Below are 19,366 nucleotides of genomic sequence, written 5' to 3' on the forward strand. Positions count from 1 at the left end.
CTTATTTATAATAATTAATTTGCTTATCTTATATTAGCGATTTGCCACAACTTCAGGGTTGATAATAAAAGTTAAAACCGTCTCATCAACACCTTTTAGACCTAAAGAGCTACCTTTTGTTATCTCTTCGTCCTTTAAATAGTCAGCGACAGCAGCAGAGACGAGTATCGTACCAGGTTTTGCTGCTTGTTGTAACCTTGCAGCAATATTTACGCTCGGACCAATCGCAGTATAATCTGCACGTTCTGAACTACCAAACATTCCCACAACAGCAGTCCCTTGATGAATACCACAACGGAATTGCAAACCATTACGTCCATCTGTTTCAAATAAACCTTGCTCTGACCATTGTTGGTTTAATTCTGCAAGCGATCGCATCATTGCTCGACCCGTGTTAATAGCACGACGAACTTGTTCGTTTGGTGTGAGTTCTTCTGGTGCACCAAACAAAGCTAATATGGCATCTCCCATAAATTTGTCCACCGTACCACCGTTATCGAACACAGCTTTGGTCATTGCTTCTAAATATTGATTGAGCAATTCTGCAACTCTTCGCGATCTAAGGGTGTTTGCTAGCTGTGTAAAACCTACTATATCGCTAAATAAAACTGTAATGAGGCGGGGTTCTGGTCGCAGATCTAAAACTAAATCGCCTGTTGCAGCTCTGTTAACCAGTATGGGGGGTAGAAAACGGTTCAGTACCGATTGGGTCAAATAAGTATTTAGCTCCACTACTCGCTGTTCGTTTTCTTTTAAAGCTAAAAGATTTCGTACCTCTGCTAATAATTCGCGATCGTTAAAGGGTTTTGCTAAATAAGCGTCTGCTCCCCTTTCTGCACCTTCTACCCGACTATCTTCATCAGCTTTTGCAGTCAGTAAAACAATTGGAATACCCTTCAAATTCTCCTCGCTGCGAATCATTTGGATCATTTCCAACCCGGTAACAATCGGCATCATTAAATCGGTAACAATTAAGTTGGGTGTAATTGCTTTTGCTTGCTCAAAACCTTCGGAGCCATTACGTGCAGTTTTTACCCTATAGCCATTGTCACGTAGTATTTCAGAAACATAAGCTCGCAAATCTGGATTGTCATCAACAACCAAAATTAGTGGCGATGTTGGTAAAAGTGAAGAATTACTTTCATCTTCTATTCTTAACTGATTTTCTCTTTCTTGCTCTTGAGATTCCAATAAATCTAAATCTGCTAATTCAACATTTGCACGGCTAGGATTTATTTCTGCTAAAGTCTGTTGTACTTGTTCGGGATTTAAGTGCTGATTACCAGGAAGCAATGAAACTGTAAATATGGTTCCGACCCGATATTCTGACTGAACAGTAACTCGACCTCCATGCACCTCCACTAATTCTTTAACCAACGCCAAGCCTAAACCAGTTCCTTCATAGGAACGATTTTCTGAACCCTCTGCTTGACGGAAGCGCTCAAATAAATGAGCAATTTGTTCTTGCTTGATCCCTATTCCAGTATCTTGCACTTGCAGAATGCAATTGTTAGGGTTATGTCTAACTCTAATAGCGATAGTTCCACCTTCGGGAGTAAACTTCATCGCATTGGAAAGGAGATTGTAAACGACCTTATCAAATTTTTCTATATCTAAGTATATATTGGGGCATGCCTCAAATTCTGTAACTAATTTCAGTCCCTTTCTCTCACAGTATGGACGAAATGATTCAACAATTTGATGAACAAATTCTACTAAATCGCAAGGATGAAATTTTGGTTGCATCCTACCTGCATCCAAGCGTTGTAAATCTAATAATTGATTGACAAGCCTGAGCAGACGCCGCGAATTTCGTAAAGCAATTTTGCTTTGAGATGTTGATAAACCTTGTTGTGAAGTTACCGCTGACTCTAAAGGTCCTTGAATTAAAGTAATCGGAGTACGAAACTCATGGGAGATATTTTGAAAAAATTCAGTTTTTTGTTTATCTAATTCCAACAGACGTTCAGCCTGTTCCCGAGTTTTTTGATAAAGACGTGACTGCTGTACTGCAATTGCAGCCTGTGCAGCGACCGTTTTTGCTAACTCAATTTCTGAAGGTAACCACTTACGGGTTTGATTGTACTCATGTAGCGTAATACTGCCAATACTTTCACCATCTGCCAACAACGGTACAACCACTAGGGATTTTGCTGCTATTCCCTCACGTAACTCAAATACCTGTAATTGGTGTATCCATGCTTTGGTATCCCTAATTATTACTGGTTGTTGCGTTCTCAACATTTCCTGTAATATCGGATGACCTTCAATGGGTATTTGTAACTGCAGTAATTCCTTGGAATTAGAATTACGCCGTTCGTTTGTTTGATCGATAGGGTTGACAGAAGAGTTAGGAATCGGGTCCAAGCTTTGATAATAACCTACACATTCCGTAAACTCATCCGAATCAGTCCACAGAGAAAGCACACAAGCATTTACTTGTAATGCTTGCCCTAATTGCTCGGTAATAGCGGCAAAAATATCTTCGGGGTCCAAACTGGATCGAATAGCGCTTGTAATGGTGTTGGTTAACGCTTCTCTTTTGGCAAGAGCGTGGGCGCGTTCGTAAGCATAGGCTTGTGATAAGGCTAAAGCTGCCTGATCTGCGACCATATTTACTAAGTCAACTTCATCTTCTTCCCAAATCCGAGATTTTTGACATTGATGTAATGCCAACATTGCCATCAATTCTTGACGGCAAATGAGTGGCACTATCAAACTAGAGCGGATTCCAGAAACGTTAAATGCACGCATGCGCTCTTGTGACTGCGCAGTCTCTGCCTGTATTACAGAATCTGCCGTAACATCTGGGATTGCCAATACTTCTCTAGTTTCCCATACAGTTTCTGCCAAACAAGAATCTGTCAACGAAGATGATGAACCTATTTCATTACTGCTTGTTTCTAGCGATTGCAGTTCATTGCTATTCTGTTTGACTGCAAGAGAGGGATTTTGATAAATGAATTTTTCATCTGCTAACTCTCCATTCAAGAATGGTCGCAACAAACAAACATCTGCTTCTAGCATATCTCCTACACTATCAACAATTGTTTGCAAAATTTGTCGATAATCTAAGGTGCTGCGAATAGTTCCAGTTACGGTGTTGAGTAAATATTGTTGACGCAGGCTACGAGAGATTTCACGGGTACGAGCTTTAAGAACGTTATGGGTATCAAGAGCCTGGCGTACCACCGCCTTTAATTCTTCAGCTTCCCATGGTTTAGTAACATATTTAAATACCTTACCAGAATTGATTGCTTCTACTAGATCTTCTACATCTGTATAACCGGTCAAAATGATCCGCATTATATCGGGATATTGAGTTGCTGTTAAGCTCAAAAACTCAGTACCGCTCATCATTGGCATCCGTTGATCGGAAATAATCACCGCAACGTCTTCTTCTTTTGCCAACAAATCAAGAGCATCTGGACCAGAATCTGCTCTCAACACCTTATATTCGCGATAGAACGTGCGGTAAAGCAGATCTAGGTTATCAGGTTCGTCATCAACGACCAAAATTTTCGACTTTTTGTTTACTTGGGAACTCATGCACCGCTTTCCTGCTGCAATGGCAGTCGGATAAACAATAATCTCATCAGCTATACATACCTCTTAATTGGGCGGAAGCAGATCATTCGACCAGTAAGACTCAAAGCCTACATGACTGCTAAATAAAATAAAATAATAATTTTCTTCACAGCTACTTGCTGGCGATCGCTAGTGCGGATTGCCATCTGCTTTGGTACACCCTATGTTCTGGAATTATAAGTATTAGTTTTACAGAATCGATGCTTGCTTGCCAAATTTTGCTTCACCTCCAGTAAGAAAAATTTCGTTCCATCTACAGTTTTAACGGATGAGGAAAAATTAACTGCAGTCGTATATCTAAGTTTTCCCGCCTTTATCTCATCCCTAACATATTCCAATAAATTCCAATAAATATTTATATTGAGGCTTACTTGGCAATTGGGCAATATCAGAGCAATAAAATTAATCATGGGCAGGTTTTATACTTATGGGCATACGATAAATAGATTCTCCTTGCGATCGTGGTAAGTATTCCTAGTCTCGAACGGTACTTTAGTATTGCGTGACTACAAAAACTGGGGCACGATGGCATCGTATATTTTTAATATGCCGATGATAAGCATAGTATTTGAGCATAATATTATAAATATTCTGTTTTACTAATACCGGCGACCTCTAAGAGCGAACCTCAAATATTATTTATACAGCTACTAGTTAAAGTTTTATTATTTTCTAGCTTAGTTTAATTGATTTTTTTTATGAAAGTTTTCCCGATACTCCCAAAAATCAATGCAAATAGTTTACCAATACTCACTTAAGGTAGAAATAAAATGATAATTGATTTTTGATTAAAATTTGTATTTTACTATATGCTCCTTAAAGCAATCACTAATTGTATTGTGCAAACGCATAAACAACTGTATTAATCATCCTGAGTTATCTTCAAATATGAGCAACAATCCACTAAAATTGGCTTGATGGTTTTGGTGTAGTTATATTTTCACTACCCGAAAACCCCATCAGTGGCTAGTCTGCATATTGATTGTCTAATAACCTCATTAGGTCAATCAATCGCCCACAGTAGATAAGTAATGTACTCAGAATTATGATTTTCTATTTAAATTTATCCAAACTTGTCCATCTTACTTAAATTTACTGTACCTGACATAATTAAGAACTATAATTAAAGCCTTGCTCGTATTGTGTTGAGGCGGTCGATGTTGGGAAAATACTTTCCACAGACACAATAGAACTTTATATTTTTTAGAAATAAATCTTTGAAAAAAGTTAATTCTAAGTTTCCTTTAAGACCCTGGTTTTATAATCAATCTAACCAAGATATATTTACATCTGTCACGAATAAAATTTCATCCCCATTGCAAATCCGTCCAGCAAACCCAGCCGATCTGAGTGTTGTAGCCCAAATTATTGCTGAAAGCTTCCACTCTCAAAGTGGTGTTTGGGGTTTACTTTTTCCTCTATTACGTTTGGGTATTTATGAAGATTTACGACATCGTCTTACTTCATCAGCACCTCATCACATTTGTTTAGTGGCTGTTGATATAAATGGCAATGAATCAAATAATCTAGTTGGAAGTGTGGAATTGGGAGTGCGCTTTAGTGATTCTTGGACGCAAAGTGGTCGTAGCTTTCCCTATCTTTCAAATTTGGCTGTTAATCCAAAATATCGTCGAAGAGGTGTGGCTTCTAGCTTGTTACTAAGTTGCGAGCGAGTTGCTCTTACTTGGGGTTTTCAAGACATATATCTTCATGTTTTAGAAAATAATCATCAAGCACGGCAACTTTATTTGAAACAAGGATATCGCGTACAGAAAGTAGAATTTAGTTGGAATAGTTTTATCTTCCGAGGCTCTCAGCAAATTTTCTTACATAAACACTTGAATAAAGATACCAAATCTTAGTTGCTTGTTTAATCTTATTTAGTTTTTTATTCAAAAATCCGATAAATTGAATTCATTTTTTGTATTTACCTCAAAAATAAAGTTTTGATTTACTGCGATATTTTTTTGTAGTATCTTTTATTATTTTTGAGTCATATAGTGAATAAGACAATAAATCAATCATAAAATGTTAGGAAAACACTATATTGCTAATGATTTTTTTATTAAAATTAAGTAATTCCTATTTATTCTTATTGTATCTTAATAATATTCCCATTTTTTTACTTTATTCTTATCGCACTTAGTTAACAAAAATCTTTTAAGAAGGATGTTATATCTAAATAAGTAATTTTTTAAATCAATGAATCAATAAAATTAAAGTATAAAAGTGTTGTCATACTTACTTTTATAATTTTAGGAAAATTTTTTTATTTCTATGATATCTCTATGTAATGATTCTTTCGAGCTACTAGTTCTACACTGTACTGAATTTAGAATCACTAAAAATTTCATCTATTGTGTACAAAAAAATAAATAATTCTGAGATAACTATATTTTTGATAAAAATCTCTGCTTATTTTTAATAGAAAAATTTAATGCGAAAAAATTTAATTAAAAAATATTTAATGAACTTTTGTTGATACATATAATAATAGTTCTGAGAATGTCAATTATCTTAAAGATAGACATTATTTATTTGTCACCGTTGGATATTAAGTTATAAAAGTTAAAACAAATTTGATAATCCTTATACTAACTTTGTCAGTAGAATATCCATCTTTATCGAAAATTTAAGTAAAGCTATGGACTGCTAGCAGACAAACAAAGTCATGTATCATAAAATATGATTAATCAATCAATGATAACGACTGTTTTTGCTACTTCTAGTTTTCAATAACTGAAAAAGTTGTTGGTAATGAAAAAATAAATTAGAAGCTGAATTTAGCTTTTAAAAAGCTAGACTAGTATAAAAACGATCAACATTCTTGACAAACACAAATGGATAGCGAAAAGCGCCTACGCTATCAAAATTCTATGGTATCTACTTATTACCCTAACACTAGATTGTTTGAGTGTATTGTTATTCCCGATGAAAGAGAGCGAGAAGAATGTTCTGACCTGCTTACCACTCTGCGCAGTGGTAAAGTACTGATGGTAAATAGTCGCAGGAGAAATGGGTTAATTTTATTCAAGCGTTACCACGCAGAATTTGCAGGTCCTGGTGCTGTTGTCGGTGGTAGTTACGATTTAGATTGTTATGGATTGCTACCAATAGGAAATCTTTCTTTATTAACTCCTGAGTCCCACGAGGAACGCCAAAAGGCTTATTTGATTAGGCGTCAATGGGTGAGATTGATTAAACAAATTACAGAAAATGCTGTTCCACAGCAAAGAGTACAGAAGATTCTCGATCAATTTGAAGAATATTTTCCAGTTAATGTTGTATCTCAATTACCATCAGAAGCTTTTGCAATGTTAGTGGGGGTATTACCACAAACTGTGACAAAAGTTAGAGGTTTGGTTTCCCAAAAAAAAGGTGGATCCAATTATTAATTTTTATTATTTAATCCAAGTTTTAACTCTACTTATTAAGCAGTAACTTGAGGATAAAGACTATTTAAAACAGTTTTTAATCTTTCTATTGTACGGATATTTTCTTCTGGAGTTCCTATAGTAATTCTTAGTCCACCGCTAATTTGTCTGACAAGAGTACCGTTATCTTTTAGTCTTTGAGTGAGAGTTACAAAACCTTTTTGTTCGGGATTAAGTAGATCTTGCTGAAGTTTTAGAAAAACGAAATTAGCTGAACTTTGCCAAATTTTCAATTCTGGGTTTTTAGAAAAAGTTTCAATAAAATTTATCCGTTCTGAAATTGTTTGGGGGATTGTTTCTAATAAAGTATGACGGTTTTCCATTGCTATTAAAGCCGCTGCAATTGAAAAACTGGGAAGATTATAAGGTAAACGGACTTTTTCCAGAATCGCAATTAAATTTGGATTAGCTACACAATATCCAACTCGCATTGATGCTAACCGAAAAGCTTTGGAAAATGTGCGTAATACTATCCAATTAGAGTGATTTTGCAATTCACTAACTAAGCTGTGCTGACAGAATTCAAAGTAAGCTTCATCAATTACGACTAAAATATTTTCTGGTATTTTTCTTAACCAGTTTATTTCCGTTTCAGTCAAAGGGTTTGCTGTGGGAGAATTAGGATGGACAACAAAAACAACCCTAACTGGTGGATTTTGATTTTGTTCTATAGCTGTTTGTGCTGCTTGTAAATCAATTTCGAAGTTTTCTTGATTTCTACCTACCTGTATTACTGGTATACCAAGGGTTTGAGCCGTAATACCATACATGGAAAATGTGGGATTTGCAACTAATATTGAACCTTCTCCCAAACAAGTTGCAATTAATATGGAGCGGATTAATTCATCGGAACCGTTACCGACAGAAATATTATTCTCACTAAAAGTATTTGGAGGGAGTGAAACTGATTCGTTGACATATCCTGCGATCGCACGCTTCAGATTTTGATGTCCACCGTCAGGATAGCGGTTAGTTTCAATTATCCGTTCGTAGTTAGCAGCTAATTTTTTTTTCAATTCGATTGGTAAGTCATAGGGACTTTCATTGGTATCCAAACGATCAAATTGAGTAGCAACAGGTTCTGCTGTATTGCTACCGGGATGAGGTTTATAAGCGCTGAACTTAGCTAAATCGGAACGGATGAACGGAAGCATGAGAATAATAAAGCTGTAGATACACAAATTTATAACAGAATTCGGGAGTCGGCAGCTATATCTTGTTTGCTTAAATTGTTATTATTTTCTATTTTTGAGTTTTATTGATAACTGGTCGATTATTTAAAGTGCTATCTGATTTTATATTCTAAGGAGTTTTTAATCTTGATATTTTTAGTTAAACCTCTGAATAAAAGAATACCCTTGAATTTTAAATCTTAAACTTCAAATTGACAAAAACTGTGAATTTCGCGCCATATTTGAGGAAACACATTACCTAAACTATGGTCGCTATCAAGCTCAACTAATTTAACCCAAGGACGTTGACCAGCAAAATCACGACTGGCTTCAATGGGGATAACCTCATCATTTTTCCCATGCAAAATTAAAGTTGGAATGGAACGTTGTAATCCGTCTTCGGAATATTGATTCGCATCTGTGAGAAAATCATAACTCAAAGGTACTTCCCGTTCTTCTCTATAGTGATAAACCATTAAATATTTTTCTTTTTCCCAGCGCTGTATCTTTTCTTCCCCAAGCTTTGGTAACCAGTGAGATAAAAATCCAAAAGCTGGAGCAAGTAATACCAAGCGTTGCACCACTGGATGTTTTTCTCCCAAATGAGCTGCTGTTAAACCCCCTAAACTCGAACCAATTAAAGTTACAGGTAACTCTGCATTATCGAAGTATGCAGTAACTTGCTTTACTTGTCGCGTAATTGTTAAATGGGAAAAATCATTGTTATTTAGATCGGGAATTATCAAATTAATTTTATTCTCTGCAAAACGTTGTTCTATGTAACGAGCTTTGTTAGAGTTTGGACTAGATGCAAAGCCATGAAGGTAAATGTATTGCAATTGTTTTATTTAGGGAACGGGGAACAGGGAACGGAGAACGGGGAACAGGTAAATTCCCCAAGAGTTATTGCAAGTTATATTAGTCATAATTTTTACCTGCAGGGGCGCACCGCAGTGCCCCCTAATAAAAGATATATTATTTGTGAAACCTATTGTGAAAATTCCTTAAATCATCGCATTGTGACAAATTCTTCTGCTGATGAGGGGTGAATACCAACCGTAGCATCAAAATCTTTTTTGGTTGCTCCCATTTTGACGGCGATCGCTACACCTTGAACAATTTCAGCAGCATAGTCACCTACCATATGAGCGCCTAAAACCTCATCGTTTTCTGCATTGACTATCAGCTTCATCATTGTTCTTTCTTGTTGATCTGGTAAAGTGTAGAACATCGGACGAAAGCGACTGCGATAAATTTTGACGCCATCTTCTCCAAATTTTTCCTTAGCTTGTACTTCTGTCATACCCACCGTTGCTGCTTCCGGTGTGGAGAATACTGCTGTGGCTACTTTTTCGTGGCTGAATATCCTACGGTTATTACCGAATTCACTGTCAGCAAATGCTCTACCTTCACCAATTGCTACTGGAGTTAGGTTAATTCTTTCAGTAACATCACCGACAGCATAAATATTTGCTTGTGTTGTTTGACTATATTCATTGACTTTAATAGCATCTATGGTGCTATATCCTGGTCCTGCAACAGAACTGTCGACCATTTTAACGCCTACATTTTCTAGACCCAATCCACTGACATTGGGAGCACGACCAGTTGCAACTAAAAACACATCAGCAGCGATGTTTTCTTCTGTATCTCCAGATAAATTTAGCTTCAAACCTGCTGATACTTTCTCTACCGAATTAACCACGGTGTTTGTGATGATGCGGATACCATGGCCAATCATTCCTTCTTGAATATTATTGCGGATATCTACATCAAAACCTTTAAGTATCTTATCTTTACGAATAATTTGGGTAACTTCACAACCCAAACCACGCATAATACAAGCAAACTCAGTACCAATGTAACCCGCACCAATAATAGCAATATGCTTTGGTTTTTCTTGGAGATGAAAGATTTCTCTGGAAGTGATACTGTGTTCCATACCAGGTAAATCTGGTTTAATAGGACGTCCACCAACTGCAATCAAAATTTTATCAGTAGTAAATTTACGCCCATCTACTTCTACTGTATGGGGATCAATCAAGCTAGCACGACCTGTAATTAGTTCGACACCCGCTTTTTCCAAAAAACTAATATGTAATCGTGAAAGTCGTTTAACTTCGTTATCTATAGAAGTAATAAATTTTTCCCAGTCAAATTCTATATCACCGACCTTCCAACCGTAACCAGCAGCACTCTCAAACAAAGAAGGAAAATGAGAGCCATAAACCATTAATTTTTTTGGAACACAACCGCGAATTACACAGGTTCCACCTACTAAATCATTTTCGGCGATCGCTACTTTTGCTCCATAACTTGCAGCACGTTTGGAAGCTGCTAAACCACCGGAACCAGCACCAATCACAAATAGGTCGTAGTCGTATGACATATATCTTAAATGATGTCTTTCTCGTAATTATTAAATCTTAGAGGACTTATACAAGATTAAAGAAGAAATACTTAAATTAGATTCATGTGCTTTAACTTGTCAGTCCTACCCCAAATTTAACTTAACGTGAGAAATTCCTCTGCGGTAGTAGGGTGAATGGCAATGGTATCATCTAAATCTTGCTTAGTAATACCTTTACGAATTGCAACACCCAAACTTTGAATAATATCAGCAGCGTGTTCTCCCACCATATGAGCGCCTAAAATCCGCTCTGATTCTCCTTCTACAACTAGTTTCATTAAAGCTTGTTCATCTTTGATTGTTAACTGAGATATCAAGGGCTGAAACTTAGTTTGGTAACATTTGATGGAATCACCAAACTTTTCTTTAGCTTTTTCCTCACTCATTCCTATACTTGCTGCTTCCGGACGGGTAAAAACGGCAGAAGGGACATGTTCGTAATTTACAGTTTGTGGTTGATCGCCAAAAACCGTTTTCACAAAAGCTGTTGCTTCCGCTTTAGCTACAGGTGTTAATTGTAAGCGATCAGTACAATCCCCGACAGCATAAATGTTTTCCTGGGTGGTACGACTATATTCATCAACTAGGATTTCTTGTTTTTCTCCTAATTTAACTCCTGCATTTTCCAAGCCTAAATTGCTGGTATTGGGAGCGCGACCAGTTGCAACTAAGACGCTATCTGCAGTCATGATTTTTTGGGAATCACCAGCGATTGTTAATAGCAAGTTATCTTCACAAAACTTAATTGCCTTTGCCGTACTGTTACCAATAAAACGAATTCCTCTATTGCTCAAACCATCTTGAACGTGGCGACGAACATCGCAATCGAATCCAGATAAAATTATTTTACTGGTATCAATTACAGTTACCTCACAACCAAAAGCATTCATCATGCTGGCAAACTCGACTCCTATGTAGCCACCACCAATAATTGCGAGACGTTTTGGTAAATGGGGTAGCTTAAAAATTTGGCGGGAAGTAATGCCATATTCGATACCTCGGATATCAGGTTTCATTGGCTGCGCGCCCACCGCAATTAGAAATTTATCGGCTGTAATGTTGCGTCCGTCGACTTCAACTGTATGCTCGTCAACGAATTTTGCGTGACTCCGGAATAATTCAATCCCAGCCTTTTCTAATGTTTCTTGATAAGATTCGTGAATACTTTTAATCTGTTGGCGTACAGAATTAATAAAACGCAACCAGCTAAAATGCCTTTTACTCTCGCTCCAACCATAGTCATGAGCCATTCGATTTTTTAAGGCAAAATCAGCAGCGTAAACAATAAATTTTTTGGGTACACAACCGCGGTTCAAACAGGTTCCACCAAGGGCTTCCTTTTCGGCGACCCCAACACGAATACCGTATTGAGCTGCAGCTTTTGCTGCTGCTGCACCACCAGAACCAACACCAATCACAAATAGGTCGTAATCGAATGGCATATCTACTTTGCACTTTTTGTCAACAACTATAAAAATAGAAAATCTCTGATTATCAGGTCAGTATCTTAAGGAAGGATATGGAAATCTAATGTGAAGATTTTTGTACTTAATTTACCACTTTTTTACCAATATTTTGCCGATTGTGTGGTTCCCAAAGATTCCTAATATCTGGACCGGAAGGAATTATTCCTCCAGGATTAAGGGGGAACAAGTTTCCGTAATAATCCTGCTTAATACTATTTAGATCGCAGGTTTCTGATACTTTGGGAAGTTGATACAGGTCGCGTAAATAAGAGCCCAAGTTTTGATAATCCCGAATGCGACGACGGTTACACTTGAATAAGCCGTAGTACACAATATCAAAACGAAACAAAGTAGTAAATAAGCGCACATCTGCGATAGTTAATTCTTCTCCACACAAATATCGATTTGTTGCTAAAACTGCATCAATCTCATTCAAAGTTGTAAATAACTCGTCACAAGCTTGGTCATAGGCTGATTGAGTTTGGGCAAATCCACAACGATATACCCCATTATTTACTGTATGGTAGATTTTTTCGTTCCACTCATCTATTTGCGAACGCAATTTTTCTGGATAAAGATCTAATGTGGGGTTAGTCGCAAAATCATTAAACTGAGAATTTAGGATAACAATAATCTCTGCACTTTCATTGTTGACTATTGTTTGAGTTTGCTTATCCCATAGGACTGGGACAGTACAACGTCCTTGGTAACCTGGCGACCCAAGATTATATAGTTCTGGGAGCGTGCGCAAACCTTCTTCCTCTTGGGAGAAAATCCAAATTCCTCGGTCGGGGGAAGGGAATACTATTGATACTTCTATTGAATCTTCTAAACCTTTTAGCGCTCTTACAACTAAAGTTCTATGAGCCCAAGGACATCCTAAACCAACATACAGACGATAACGTCCTTTTGCTGATTGATAGGTACTTTTGGGGCTATTAACATCAACGGTAGCAATATTAGGAGTTGCAATATCAGTGGTATCAATCAAATTTCTAAACTGACTTTCAGGACGAACATATGCTCCGGTTTTACTACGAGGAGCAAGATTAGACATCATAAATTTCCACATGGTTGTCCAAACAAACTTACCAAGTTTGATCATGAAACCAGATGGGAGGGACTTACCTTGTTTTTTGATTTGTTTATTCATATACAAAAGTATTTTTTATTCAATTATTATGCTGTTCACCCGGAAATCATCTCAGTCATGCTGTTGTAAAATATAAGATTTACTAAGGTAAATTGTGCCGAAGATTATTTAGCAGATTATTTAGTAAGTTTTATAATTTACCGTGTAATACTTAATTGGATGAGGTTAGAGCAGAAAAATATGGATATTTCAAGTATTCCTAAAGTGTTTTGGTATTCTTTGAGTATCTCATTATTGTCGCTTACAACAGGTTTGACAGTATCATCAATTTTTGCAACTAGCGTTTCGGTTGAAGTTGCAAACTCAAAAATAAATCTTAGCAAAAATATTAATAGCGTCCAAAGAATCAATCAGGACTTAAAAAATAAAGTTGAAGAATTGGAGGAAATAGATAAAGCTTATAAACAATTACAGCAAAAATATAATAGACTTCTCAAGTCTACAAAGCCATCAGTGACCCAAGAGTTAAAAGAGTTAAATCGTGAAATACAAAAATTTCAGAGCCGAGTAAGGAAAATAGAGAATGAAGATTTGAAAGAGAAAATACTTCAAAATGAAGAGAAACTAGAAGCTATTAATGAACAAATATCAGTAAACTAAATTATTGATTTTTTATATTTTACTTCACATATTTAATAATTATAAGCCGCATTTTTTTGTGTATACTAGCCTCCCTTTGCGAGAAAATACCTCCACTTTTAAATTACTTTCATCGAAGGATGATTTTTCAACACTAACCCTAGTAAAATTATCATTGGAATAAACAGGACTAACATTAACTAATTTATAAGAATGGGAAGAATAAGTTTTCAATTTTCCATCTAGCTGAAAACTACTAGCTTGAGTATGGGCATAGGGCCAAAAAAAAGCAGAAGATACTATAGAAATAATTTTAAAATCAGTTTGCTCTGGACATATTAACTCTGCTGACATTGAACAGTGAACATCACCAGATAGAAAAACAACTGGTTTAATTTTATTCCTAAAAATAAAATCAATTAATTCAGTACGCTGGGATAAAAAACCACCCCACTTATCAGAGTTTTTTGTTTTAGAATCAGGGAAAAATGGGACTGATGATGCAATAAATTTTATTCTTCCCGAATCATTAGTTAACCAAGTTTTAATTGCCTCCATCTGGTGAATACTGATGATTTTTCTTTCACTTTCCTCATTACTTAAATAACGTTCAGTTCGAGTATCAGTAATAAAGAAATCACAACAACCATCGCTAAAGGTATACCAAAATTTTGTTGGTGTACCAGTAATTTTACTTTTATCTTCTGATAGCTCAAATAATGGGCTATGACTCAGTTGATAAGTCATATATGCATGAATCGCCACAGGGAAAAGAGTCACCAAATCTTTTTCTGAGGCTTTCGATGGCCAATTGTCTTCAATCTCATGGTCATCTAAAGTCATATATGTTGGGACTTGCGCCATCAATTTACGGATATATGGTTGGGAAAAAACTTCTTGATAACGTTTAAAAAACTGATGAATTCTTTGGTCTGCAGCAATAAAGTTAAGATCATCAGCGTATATTTGGTCACCAACCATAATTAACCCATCAGTTGCGACCCCTGAATCTATTTGCCGTAAAATAGATCTAAAAGTTTTGTCACCCCGGTCATCAAATAAAGAGCTTCCTAATATTCGTAGTAAATAGCGACAGGAACCAAGAATAAATGAACGATTTTGCTCAGGGTTGTTTGCCGCTGTTTTGAATTTATATGTTGGAATATTAGACCAATCAAATCTTTCAGCTTCAAGATTTTCCAAATTTTTTCGGTAGCATTTAACCCACCCAATCTGATATTCATAATCTTTTTCGGGTAGGAGATTATTGAAAATTACTACCCCAGTCATATCAAAGTTAGGATTTATTCTAAAAATCCTTGGTCTTTGAAAATTTAATTCTCCACCTACGCGAATTCTTGCTATGCCAAAATAGTGAAGTTTTCTATCAAAAAGAGAATTCCACCATTTGAATAAGTCTTGAGTATATTGTTCGTACTTACCACGACCAAATATACGAGCATTGTTACCAGTCACAGACCCTAAAATTGGTCCGACAGTTAAAGTTTTTACTTTCAATGTTCCTAACCCTCTTCAATTAATTTCAAAATTTCTCTATACTTATCAGATATTGAAGAAGTTTTACGTTAATAATTAACCTGCGTTGGTGGAACTGTGGGAGTAGTAGGTTGGTGTTGTTGTGCAGGTTCTTGAGTCGGTGGAACTGTAGGAGTAATAGGTTGGGGTTGTTCCACAGGTTCTTGAGTTGGTGGAACTGGTGGAGTAGTAGGTTGGGGTTGTTCCACAGGTTCTTGAGTTGGTGGAACTGTAGGAGTAGTAGGTTGGGGTTGTTCTACAGGTTCTTGAGTTGGTGGAACTGATGGAGTAGTAGGTTGGGGTTGTTCTACAGGTTCTTGAGTTGGTGGAACTGATGGAGTAGTAGGATTTGGTGGATTTGACGGACTTGTAGGAGTTATAGGTTGTCCTGGTTGTGTTGGTTGATTAATAGGTGGGGTCTTAATTATTACAGTCGGTCTTGATGGCGGTGATGTTGTAGGTACGGGTTTTATTACAGGTTTTGAAGTGACAGGTGCAATAGATGTTGCAGGTACAGGTTTTGTTACGGGTTGATTTACAGGTTTTTTAATAGTGTTATTTCTTCGGGTATTTGGATTATTATTTTTTCTAACTGCTGAGCCAACCTCGGACGCATCTATTAAGTTTGTATCCTGTTGATACCGAGCAGCTGCACCTGCTGTTGTTTTACGAGGAGTTTGAGTACTTAATTTAATAAAAGATGGATTTTTTTCAACCTTTGCACCAATCAAAGGCTTTTGCTCAGCTAGAGCATCTGTAGTTTCAGCTTGAACGCTAGCGATCGCTGGGTCTGGATTTGGTACTTTAGAGTTTGTTAGATCCAATCCCTCTACCAACTCGCTAGTCTCATAAAATGTTCTTAGATCGAAATCATACAAACCTGCGATTCTATCTTTAACTATTACCAATAACTGACCCGCAGCTAAACCGTGAGTTTGCGATGCATCTTTATTAGATACTTGAATCCCACTATCTGTTAGTGCTCCGACGATAGTAGTATCTGTTGCTTTGTCGTAACGTACAAATAATGCGGAACCACGAATTGCAGTAGCAGCATTCGGGGTGCGGATACGTGCTCCTCCCCTACCCGGTGGAATAAGTAACAAAGCTGTACCATTGGACAGAAAGAAACGCCTTCTTTTCGGTAAAAAACGAAATATAGCCCGCTCTCCTACCCTTGCGAGAGAGCCATCATTAAAACGTAAATCGGCTAGGGAAGCTTTACCCGTAGATAGACTATCTCCAGGTATCATGCGATCTGTTATCCGTGCTTTGCGCCAAGGTCGTTTTTTTAACCTAAGTTCTACAATATTCCGAAGCTTGTGGATTTCCGCTCTTGTCAACGGAATCTTAGCATGGGCTACCCCAGAAAAAGGTAAAAGTATCACTCCCCATACACCAAGAATTGAAATTGAAAATATTTTGCAAAACATATTTATCTGGGAACCTTAATGTTTTAACTGATATTCAAACCAGTTAGATGCGGATCCTAATTTTAATCGCTTTTCCCTGATACCATTTATAACAAATTTAATAAGTAATTACGCTGACTATTTAAAAACTTTTCAAAATATCAACATAATAAATTTATTAGTTATTTTCACAAGTCACAATATCGATCAGCACAATTTGAGAAAAAGTATTATTTATCACTTTTATTTTTGCTCGATTTTTGAAAAACTGAGTACAAGAATGGCAACAAAAAACTAAACTTCTGATAAATTAGATTTTTATATTAGAAGTATAGTTAAAAAATATACGTTTGTTTAATAAGTACAAACTACTAAATATGCGAACCAAGAAAGAAAAAAATTCCTGGTTACCAATTCTTATTACTGCCAATGGAGTATTAAGCTTTGTTATACAACCAAATGCAGTTTCAGCAAATGAAACAAGTCTGTATATCGGCAATCAAATTCAAGTCTGCACGAACCCAAATATAGCACTTTCTCAGTTTAGGTTACAAAAAACTTATACATGTAATCAATACCAGCCTGATATTGTAAATCGAGAGAATTATGTATTAGATCGACAGCGTTATTCTCGAAAAATACTACCCAAAGAGAAAAAAAATCCAAAGAAAATTCTACCCAAAAGTATAAAATTTTTAGCGCATTCAGCAGGTCCCATAGACCAATTTAATTTAAAATCTCAATTGAAAAACGCTTCAATTCTTGATGCTGTGACTGAGGAAATTGATTTAGAGCAAAAAATAAAAAATACTAAATTTTCCCTGATTTGTGACCGTATAAATACTGAAATAGAAAAAAAGTCTGACAGTGAAAGTCAGTTTGGGAAACTTGAAAGCATAAATGCTTTGCAATTTTGTCAGAACCCAGTCAATCGGTTTATCCGTGAAGATTCTCAGCCAAACAAAAATAATCAGATAATTGTAAGTTACTCACCAACCTCCTTTCCTTACTTGCTTTCCCAGACAACTGAATCACCACCACAAACTCCTACAGAATCAGCAGTTCAAAATGAGGAAAGTCCCAATCCAACCCCAGAAAATTCTCAAATATTAGATCCACCACCAGTGGAAGGTGAAGCAGCGAATATTGACAGCAATCCATCCCCCGCACAAGTAGAAAAAAATTTAAGCACAAAAAAATCTAAAAGAACTAAAAAAATTGAAAGGTTATTAAAAGTACTAAAATTAAATCAACAACAGCAGTCCGTAAGTTCAAGTAGTGATAAAGACGTAAAGAATGGCGTAAATACCGACGACAATAGTGATACTGAATTAGGAGTAGTTAGAGTCTTAGAAAGACCCTTAGAACAATTACCAATACCAGAAGAACCTGTCGCAAAATTTAAGCCTGTAGGTTATTTGTTAGCTCGCTTCGGTTATTTCCAAACAAGTAATATTTTTTCTGCAGAAGTAGATCCACAATCAGATGGTCTATTTTATTCAGGACTTACACTGTCAAGCATTCCTTTCCGAATCGGGGGTCAAACTTACTTGCGAGGATCTATTGATGGCAATATATTTCGCTATATGGATCAAGTGGACTTTAACTATAACCAGCTTCGATTTAATCTAGGAATTTTCCAGAGACTAAATCCAAAGATGTATGCAGAAATCGGTTGGAGAAACCAGCAGTTATTTTATGCCAGAGATAGCGATCGCTATAATATTGGATCGGGAGAAAAATTTCTGAATGAAAATGCATTCCGCTTGTCTTTGGGAAGACGAGATCCATTAAGTAAAAAATTAATGTTAGATAGCTTTTATGAATTGCGTGTAAGTTTAACTGATATTCCCAGGAAGCGGAATCGCGTTATTAATTATCTTTCGATTTTCTTGAATTATTATTTACAAAAACCTTTGCAAGTTGGTTTGGGTTATCAGTTCAACTACTCAGATTTTACCGAACGTATACGAGAAGACAATTACCACAGATTCCTAGCTAGTCTCAACTATAAAATGTCTGACTATAGCAATCTCAGCCTACAAACAGGAATTTCTCTTGGTAGTTCAACCCAAGATAATATTGACTTTGATGGTTGGTTTTTTAGTATTAATTACAACTTGGATTTAGGTAGATTTTAATTCAAGTAAATTTTAGAACTAGGAATTGGTAACTAGAGATTAGTAACAGTTTAACTAATAACTGTTAGTGGCTCCATTCCGTAGATACCGTAGTGGTACACGTGAATATACACAATACATCAACTAGTAACTGATAACTGATAACTGTTCACCGAAGTCAGAAATATTAACAGACCGCGCCTACGGCGTTAACGTAAGTGGGGCATAAGCACAGCAGAAGTTTTACCTCAACAATAAAGTAAGAGGATTCAAGAACGTTGTTCTGGAAAGCAGGCGGCTACGCCTATCCGCGCAGCACCAACCTGCCGCAAGCAGTTGATCCGCGTAGCACCAACAAGCACAACGCAGTTGAAATGTATTTATTTCTTCCGACCTTAAGGTCGATGGCTTTAAACCAATTCTGGTCTGTTTATTCCGCAATTCTGACTTCTGACTTCTGACTTCTGCCCGGAAGGGCACGGTAACTGGTAACTGT

At 36.5% G+C, this 19,366-nt stretch carries 12 protein-coding genes; 4 read left to right on the top strand and 8 right to left on the bottom strand.

The annotated features are described in order from the left end of the window. Positions 1-33: 33 nt before the first annotated feature. Positions 34-3,549, bottom strand: coding sequence for a response regulator (locus BC008_RS03645; protein ID WP_027842564.1), 3,516 nt, complete (start codon positions 3,547-3,549; stop codon positions 34-36). A 1,256-nt stretch (positions 3,550-4,805) separates the two neighbouring features. Here BC008_RS03645 and BC008_RS03650 point away from each other — a divergent pair. Continuing rightward, positions 4,806-5,450, top strand: a complete 645-nt coding sequence (locus BC008_RS03650) for a GNAT family N-acetyltransferase (protein ID WP_058183149.1) — start codon at positions 4,806-4,808, stop codon at positions 5,448-5,450. A gap of 978 nt (positions 5,451-6,428) precedes the next feature. Beyond that, positions 6,429-6,983: a hypothetical protein gene (locus BC008_RS03655; protein ID WP_027842565.1), complete on the top strand. Its 555-nt coding sequence runs from the start codon at positions 6,429-6,431 to the stop codon at positions 6,981-6,983. Between the two features lie 35 nt (positions 6,984-7,018). Here BC008_RS03655 and BC008_RS03660 read toward each other — a convergent pair whose 3' ends face one another. From BC008_RS03660 to BC008_RS03680, 5 genes are all read right to left on the bottom strand, one after another. Beyond that, entirely contained in the window at positions 7,019-8,176 is a 1,158-nt protein-coding gene (locus BC008_RS03660; RefSeq protein WP_027842566.1) for a histidinol-phosphate transaminase, read from the bottom strand. A 218-nt stretch (positions 8,177-8,394) separates the two neighbouring features. After that, positions 8,395-9,033, bottom strand: coding sequence for a YqiA/YcfP family alpha/beta fold hydrolase (locus tag BC008_RS03665; RefSeq protein ID WP_027842567.1), 639 nt, complete (start codon positions 9,031-9,033; stop codon positions 8,395-8,397). A gap of 170 nt (positions 9,034-9,203) precedes the next feature. Beyond that, positions 9,204-10,583, bottom strand: a complete 1,380-nt coding sequence (gor, locus tag BC008_RS03670; protein WP_027842568.1) for a glutathione-disulfide reductase — start codon at positions 10,581-10,583, stop codon at positions 9,204-9,206. Positions 10,584-10,699: 116 nt separating this feature from the next. After that, on the bottom strand, positions 10,700-12,046 hold the full coding sequence (gene gorA / locus BC008_RS03675) for a glutathione-disulfide reductase (protein ID WP_027842569.1): 1,347 nt from the start codon (positions 12,044-12,046) through the stop codon (positions 10,700-10,702). A 106-nt stretch (positions 12,047-12,152) separates the two neighbouring features. Then, entirely contained in the window at positions 12,153-13,223 is a 1,071-nt protein-coding gene (locus tag BC008_RS03680) for a glutathione S-transferase family protein (RefSeq protein ID WP_027842570.1), read from the bottom strand. Between the two features lie 180 nt (positions 13,224-13,403). Between BC008_RS03680 and BC008_RS03685 the strand changes: the two genes are divergently transcribed. After that, positions 13,404-13,823: a hypothetical protein gene (locus tag BC008_RS03685; protein WP_027842571.1), complete on the top strand. Its 420-nt coding sequence runs from the start codon at positions 13,404-13,406 to the stop codon at positions 13,821-13,823. A 39-nt stretch (positions 13,824-13,862) separates the two neighbouring features. Here the strand turns inward: BC008_RS03685 and BC008_RS03690 are convergent, their stop codons facing one another. Next, positions 13,863-15,320, bottom strand: a complete 1,458-nt coding sequence (locus BC008_RS03690) for an alkaline phosphatase D family protein (protein WP_027842572.1) — start codon at positions 15,318-15,320, stop codon at positions 13,863-13,865. Between the two features lie 68 nt (positions 15,321-15,388). Beyond that, positions 15,389-16,771 (bottom strand): FecR family protein, encoded by a 1,383-nt coding sequence (locus BC008_RS51135; RefSeq protein ID WP_063800736.1) that lies wholly within the window; start codon positions 16,769-16,771, stop codon positions 15,389-15,391. A 356-nt stretch (positions 16,772-17,127) separates the two neighbouring features. Between BC008_RS51135 and BC008_RS03705 the strand changes: the two genes are divergently transcribed. Next, a complete protein-coding gene (locus BC008_RS03705; protein ID WP_058183156.1) occupies positions 17,128-18,891 on the top strand; it encodes a hypothetical protein in 1,764 nt (587 codons plus the stop codon). The last annotated feature ends 475 nt before the right edge of the window (positions 18,892-19,366 follow it).

The organism is Mastigocoleus testarum BC008, assembly GCF_001456025.1.
Classification (GTDB): domain Bacteria; phylum Cyanobacteriota; class Cyanobacteriia; order Cyanobacteriales; family Nostocaceae; genus Mastigocoleus; species Mastigocoleus testarum.

Bases quoted from the DNA above. Each gene is read 5' to 3' on its own strand.
- BC008_RS03660 (WP_027842566.1), bottom strand. From the start codon at position 8,176: ATGCTTCCGTTCATCCGTTCCGATTTAGCTAAGTTCAGCGCTTATAAA.
- BC008_RS03680 (WP_027842570.1), bottom strand. From the start codon at position 13,223: ATGAATAAACAAATCAAAAAACAAGGTAAGTCCCTCCCATCTGGTTTC.
- BC008_RS51135 (WP_063800736.1), bottom strand. From the start codon at position 16,771: ATGTTTTGCAAAATATTTTCAATTTCAATTCTTGGTGTATGGGGAGTG.
- gorA (WP_027842569.1), bottom strand. From the start codon at position 12,046: ATGCCATTCGATTACGACCTATTTGTGATTGGTGTTGGTTCTGGTGGT.
- BC008_RS03645 (WP_027842564.1), bottom strand. From the start codon at position 3,549: ATGAGTTCCCAAGTAAACAAAAAGTCGAAAATTTTGGTCGTTGATGAC.
- BC008_RS03685 (WP_027842571.1), top strand. From the start codon at position 13,404: ATGGATATTTCAAGTATTCCTAAAGTGTTTTGGTATTCTTTGAGTATC.
- BC008_RS03655 (WP_027842565.1), top strand. From the start codon at position 6,429: ATGGATAGCGAAAAGCGCCTACGCTATCAAAATTCTATGGTATCTACT.
- BC008_RS03705 (WP_058183156.1), top strand. From the start codon at position 17,128: ATGCGAACCAAGAAAGAAAAAAATTCCTGGTTACCAATTCTTATTACT.
- gor (WP_027842568.1), bottom strand. From the start codon at position 10,583: ATGTCATACGACTACGACCTATTTGTGATTGGTGCTGGTTCCGGTGGT.